Consider the following 5058-nt stretch of genomic DNA (forward strand, 5'->3'; position numbering starts at 1 on the left):
CACATAAGCCGTCATCTGCATGGCTTCCTTGCGGGTCGGCCAGACGACTTTCTTGACCTCGCGCCACGAGTCGCGGCCGAAAGCCCACAACTGGCGGCCATTCTCGGAGCTGCCGAAGGCGCCCACGGCCGCGGCCAGGCCGACCAGCAGCGCAGCCCATTGCACCAGCGAGCCCTGGCGCGCCAGCAGGTAGAACGCCACGATGGCGCCCACTGCCAGCACCACCGACGCAGCCAATTTGGCCCTGTCGGCACCCGTGCTCACGGTTTCGATTTGAGAAGTGGCCATGTTCGGCTGATTTCCTGTGGCCTTTCGGCCTTCAATTCAATGCGCCTTCTTGAGACGCCGAAGCCCATCGGGTCACGATGGGCTTTTTTAGCCCCCACCGGGTGATGGATGGGCTTTTTCGGAGATGCCACCTAAGTGGCAGGGGCAGTAGGAATCGAACCTACAACCTTCGGTTTTGGAGACCGACGCTCTGCCAATTGAGCTATACCCCTCCGGTACTCTTTGCTCGGCTTAGATGTCGAGGATCTTTGCCACGACGCCCGAACCCACGGTGCGGCCGCCTTCGCGGATGGCGAAGCGCAGGCCTTCTTCCATCGCGATCGGGTTGATCAGCTTCACGGTGATGCTGACGTTGTCGCCAGGCATGACCATTTCCTTTCCACGCCGGTGCAGGTGGTCTTGACGGTCGGGCGGATGCCCACGATCTCGATTTCCTCGCCGACCTTGATCACGCCGCGCTCGACGGCGCCGGTCACCACGGTGCCGCGGCCGGAGATCGAGAACACGTCTTCCACGGGCATCAGGAAGGTGCCGTCCACGGCGCGCTCGGGCGTCGGGATGTAGGTGTCSAGSGCTTCGGCCAGCTTCATGATGGCTTCTTCGCCGAGCTTGCCCTTGTCGCCTTCCAGGGCGAGCTTGGCCGAGCCGTGGATGATGGGGGTGTCGTCGCCCGGGAATTCGTACTTGTCCAGCAGTTCGCGCACTTCCATTTCGACGAGCTCGAGCAGTTCGGCGTCGTCCACCATGTCGCACTTGTTCAGGAACACGATGATGTAGCCCACACCCACCTGGCGCGCCAGCAGGATGTGCTCGCGGGTCTGGGGCATGGGGCCGTCGGCGGCCGAGCACACGAGGATGGCGCCGTCCATCTGGGCCGCGCCGGTGATCATGTTCTTGACGTAGTCGGCGTGGCCGGGGCAGTCGACGTGGGCGTAGTGRCGGTTGGCCGTCTCGTACTCGACGTGSGCGGTGTTGATGGTGATGCCGCGGGCCTTTTCTTCSGGCGCSGCGTCGATCTGGTCGTAGGCCTTGGCTTCGCCGCCGAACTTGGCCGACAGCACCGTGGCGATGGCCGCCGTCAGCGTGGTCTTGCCGTGGTCAACGTGACCGATCGTGCCCACGTTCACGTGCGGCTTGGTGCGGGTGAATTTACCTTTTGCCATTTTTCGACTCCGAAAAAAACGATTTCAACGTATGCAGATGGGTTGCAAACCTGCCGTTGCAACCCCCTAAAAACTGGTGCCCTTTGCGGGAATCGGACCCGCGACCTCTCCCTTACCAAGGGAGTGCTCTACCACTGAGCCAAAAGGGCTTTTGTCTAACCAATCGCTTTCCGGCGCCGAACCGGGTCTCTGGAGCGGGAGACGGGAATCGAACCCGCGTCATCAGCTTGGAAGGCTGGGGTTCTACCATTGAACTACTCCCGCATCGGGGGCACTTCAAGGCACCCAAAGCGCTAGATCCAATCGCTCTTAGAAACCAAATTCATCGCTGGTGGAGAGGGCTGGATTCGAACCAGCGTACTCGTTAGAGGGCAGATTTACAGTCTGCTGCCATTAACCACTCGGCCACCTCTCCGGCGAACCTCGAAATATAGCACGGTTTTGTGACTACGCAGAACTCAGCACCAAGAAGATGCGGGGAAACTGCCCGAGGCGAAACAGCCGGCATTATCCGTGAATTTCGCCGCCCGGCTGGTGCGCGAGCCGCCAGGCGCGCGCCTCGCCGAAGTGGCCGCAGCCGATGAACGGAACGGGCGGGCGCAAGGCCGAAAGCGGCGACGGATGATTCGACATCAGCACCTTATGGCGGCCAATGTCGATCAACGCACGCTTACTTTGGGCGTGCGATCCCCAGAGCATAAAAACAACAGGTTTCTCGCCGTCCGATACATGGCGGATGACGGCATCGGTCAGCACCTCCCAGCCGCGGCCCGAATGGCTGGCCGGCTGCCCTTCTTCGACGGTGAGACAGGTGTTGAGCAGCAGCACGCCGTGGGTGGCCCATTTCACCAGGCTGCCGCCGGGGTTCGGAAACGGCGGCGGCGCCGTTCCCAGGTCGCGCTGGAGTTCCTTGAAGATGTTGCGCAGCGACGGCGGCAGCGCCACGCCGGGCGCCACCGAGAATGCGAGCCCTTCGGCCTGGCCGCGTCCGTGGTACGGGTCCTGGCCCAGGATGACGACGCGCACGTCCTCGGGCGGCGTCAGTTCCAGGGCCCGCAGCGGCTGCGGCGGGAAGATGACGGCGCCCGCATCGAGGCGCTCGCGCAGGAAACCGAGCAGCTTCTGGCCCACGATGCCGGCAAAGAAGCCGTCCACCAGCGGCCGCCAGCCCGGCGCGACGGGCCAGTCGGCGGGATCGCTGCTCGCCAGCTGATCGGGCCGGCTCATTTGAACAATGCGGCGAGCGCCTCGCCGGGTTCCTTGGCGCGCATGAAGGCCTCGCCGACCAGGAAGGCATGGACACCGGTCGCGCGCAGGGTGGCCACGTCCTCGCGCGTGGCAATGCCGGACTCGGTGACGGCGAGGCGGTCGGCCGGCAGCCGGGGCAGCAGGTCGATGGTGGCCTGGATCGACACCTCGAAATTGCGCAGGTTGCGGTTGTTCACGCCGATGAGCGGCGTCTTGAGCGCGAGCGCGCGCTCGAGTTCGGCCGCGTCGTGCACTTCGACCAGCACCGCCATGCCGAGGCCGCGCGCAATGGCTTCGTAGTCCTTCATCTGCGCGTCATCGAGGCAGGCGGCGATCAACAGCACGGCATCGGCGCCCATCGCGCGCGATTCGTACACCTGGTAGGCGTCGACGATGAAGTCCTTGCGCAGCACCGGCAGGTCGCACGAGGCGCGGGCCTGCTTGAGGTAGTCGACGCCGCCCTGGAAGAACTGCTTGTCGGTCAGCACCGAGAGGCAGGCCGCGCTGATTTCACCGTCGCCTTCGGCATAGCTCTGCGCGATGTCGGCCGGGATGAAGTCTTCGCGCAGCACGCCCTTGCTCGGGCTGGCCTTCTTGACCTCGGCGATCACGGCGGCGTGGCCGGCAGCGATCCTGGTGCGCAGTGCGCCCTCGAAATCGCGCGTCAGCACGCGGCTTTCGGCGTCGAAGCGCACGGCTTCCAGCGGGCTTCTCTTCTGCGCTGCAGCAATTTCCTGCCGCTTGACGGCCATGATCTTGTCGAGGATGTCGGACATATTTCTGCGTTCCTGGCTGTTTTTTTTCCTGCTTTACGCGGCGGACGTGGAGGCCTTGACCAGCTCGGCCAGCTTGGCGCGCGCCGCGCCCGATGCCACGGCCTCGCGCGCACGCTCGATGCCCGCGGCCATCGAATCGGCCACGTTGGCGGCGTACAAGGCCGCGCCGGCGTTGAGCAGCACGATGTCGAGCGCCGGGCCGGCCTGATTGTCGAGCACGCCGAGCAGCATGGTCTTCGACTGTTCGGGCGTTTCCACGCGCAGCGCGCGGTTGCTCGACATCGCAAAGCCGAAGTCCTCGGGGTGCAGTTCGTATTCGCGGATCTCGCCGTCCTTGAGCTCGCCCACCATGGTGGCGGCGCCGAGCGAGATCTCGTCCATGCCGTCGCGCCCGTACACCACCATCGCGTGCTCGGCGCCCAAGCGCTGCAGCGCGCGCACCTGGATGCCCACGAGGTCGGGGTGGAACACGCCCATCAGGATGTTCGGCGCGCCGGCCGGATTGGTCAGCGGCCCGAGGATGTTGAAGATGGTCTTGATGCCGAGTTCCTTGCGCACCGGCGCGACGTTCTTCATGGCCGGATGGTGGTTGGGCGCGAACATGAAGCCGATGCCCACCTCTTCGATGGAGCGCGCGATCTGCTCGGGCTGCAGGTTGATGTTGACGCCCAGCGACTCCAGCACGTCGGCGCTGCCCGATTTGCTCGACACGCTGCGCCCGCCGTGCTTGCTGACCTTGGCGCCCGCCGCGGCCGCGACGAACATCGAGCAGGTCGAGATGTTGAAGGTGTGCGAGCCGTCGCCGCCGGTGCCCACGATGTCGACCAGGTGCGTGGTGTCCTTCACGGGCACCTTGGTCGACACCTCGCGCATCACCTGCGCGGCCGCGGTGATCTCGCCGATGGTTTCCTTCTTGACGCGCAGCCCGGTGATCAGCGCCGCCATCATCACGGGCGAGCATTCGCCGCTCATGATGAGCCGCACGATGTGCAGCATCTCGTCGTGGAACACCTCGCGGTGCTCGATGGTGCGCTGGAGCGCTTCCTGGGGGGTGATCATGGGGAGTCTCCTCGGTGTTTTCAGGGGCCGACGCGGCCGGCCGGCGCGTCCGTGAATGCAAGCTTGAGGCCGAAGCCGATGAACAGCACGCCGGCCGCGCGGTCGAGCCAGTGCATGCCCTTCTGCACGGCGCTGCGGCGCGCCATCCAGCCGGCGAATGCGGCCCATCCCACGATGACGGGAATGGAATTGAAATTGAACAGCACGCCCAGCAGCACGAAGTACAGGCCCTTGTTGCCGGCGTCCGGTGCGATGAACTGCGGCACGAAGGCCAGGAAGAACAACGCGACCTTGGGGTTCAGCACATTGGTCCAGAAGCCGCCCAGGAAGATCTCCTTGAGCCCGCGCTCGCCCGATGCGGCCGCCGCCTGCTGCAGATCGGCCGGCGCCTTGGCGCGCGAGAACACCATGCGCACGCCCAGGTACAGCAGGTAGGCCGCGCCAACATACTTGAGCACCGTGAAGGCCGCGGCCGAGGTGGCCAGCAGCGTGCCGACGCCGACCGCCGCCGCGAAGATGTGGAC

Annotated in this window: 5 protein-coding genes, 4 tRNA genes and 1 pseudogene; all 10 read right to left on the minus strand. The window is 65.1% G+C overall.

All coding sequences use genetic code 11. The features are described 5' to 3' along the window. Positions 1-288, minus strand: a 288-nt coding sequence (secE, locus tag AC1DOC_RS19545; protein WP_478130321.1) for a preprotein translocase subunit SecE, incomplete at its 3' end; no start/stop codon positions are given. 136 nt (positions 289-424) lie between these two features. Continuing rightward, positions 425-500, minus strand: a tRNA-Trp gene (locus tag AC1DOC_RS19550). A gap of 19 nt (positions 501-519) precedes the next feature. Beyond that, positions 520-1451, minus strand: a pseudogene (locus AC1DOC_RS19555) (elongation factor Tu). 74 nt (positions 1452-1525) lie between these two features. Then, positions 1526-1600, minus strand: a tRNA-Thr gene (locus tag AC1DOC_RS19560). A 41-nt stretch (positions 1601-1641) separates the two neighbouring features. Next, a tRNA-Gly gene (locus tag AC1DOC_RS19565) sits at positions 1642-1715 on the minus strand. A 65-nt stretch (positions 1716-1780) separates the two neighbouring features. Then, positions 1781-1866 (minus strand) — tRNA-Tyr (locus AC1DOC_RS19570). 92 nt (positions 1867-1958) lie between these two features. Then, positions 1959-2678: a uracil-DNA glycosylase gene (locus AC1DOC_RS19575; protein ID WP_027730227.1), complete on the minus strand. Its 720-nt coding sequence runs from the start codon at positions 2676-2678 to the stop codon at positions 1959-1961. Continuing rightward, entirely contained in the window at positions 2675-3475 is an 801-nt protein-coding gene (gene trpC, locus AC1DOC_RS19580) for an indole-3-glycerol phosphate synthase TrpC (RefSeq protein WP_027730228.1), read from the minus strand. Before trpC ends, AC1DOC_RS19575 begins: the two co-directional genes overlap by 4 nt. A gap of 33 nt (positions 3476-3508) precedes the next feature. Next, entirely contained in the window at positions 3509-4534 is a 1026-nt protein-coding gene (gene trpD, locus AC1DOC_RS19585; protein WP_027730229.1) for an anthranilate phosphoribosyltransferase, read from the minus strand. A 20-nt stretch (positions 4535-4554) separates the two neighbouring features. Further along, a partial coding sequence (locus tag AC1DOC_RS19590; protein ID WP_478130322.1) for a LysE family translocator occupies positions 4555-5058 on the minus strand: 504 nt, incomplete at its 5' end.

Source organism: Variovorax sp. 01T439_2, from assembly GCF_056398445.1.

Bases quoted from the DNA above. Each gene is read 5' to 3' on its own strand.
- AC1DOC_RS19575 (WP_027730227.1), bottom strand. From the start codon at position 2,678: ATGAGCCGGCCCGATCAGCTGGCGAGCAGCGATCCCGCCGACTGGCCC.
- trpC (WP_027730228.1), bottom strand. From the start codon at position 3,475: ATGTCCGACATCCTCGACAAGATCATGGCCGTCAAGCGGCAGGAAATT.
- trpD (WP_027730229.1), bottom strand. From the start codon at position 4,534: ATGATCACCCCCCAGGAAGCGCTCCAGCGCACCATCGAGCACCGCGAG.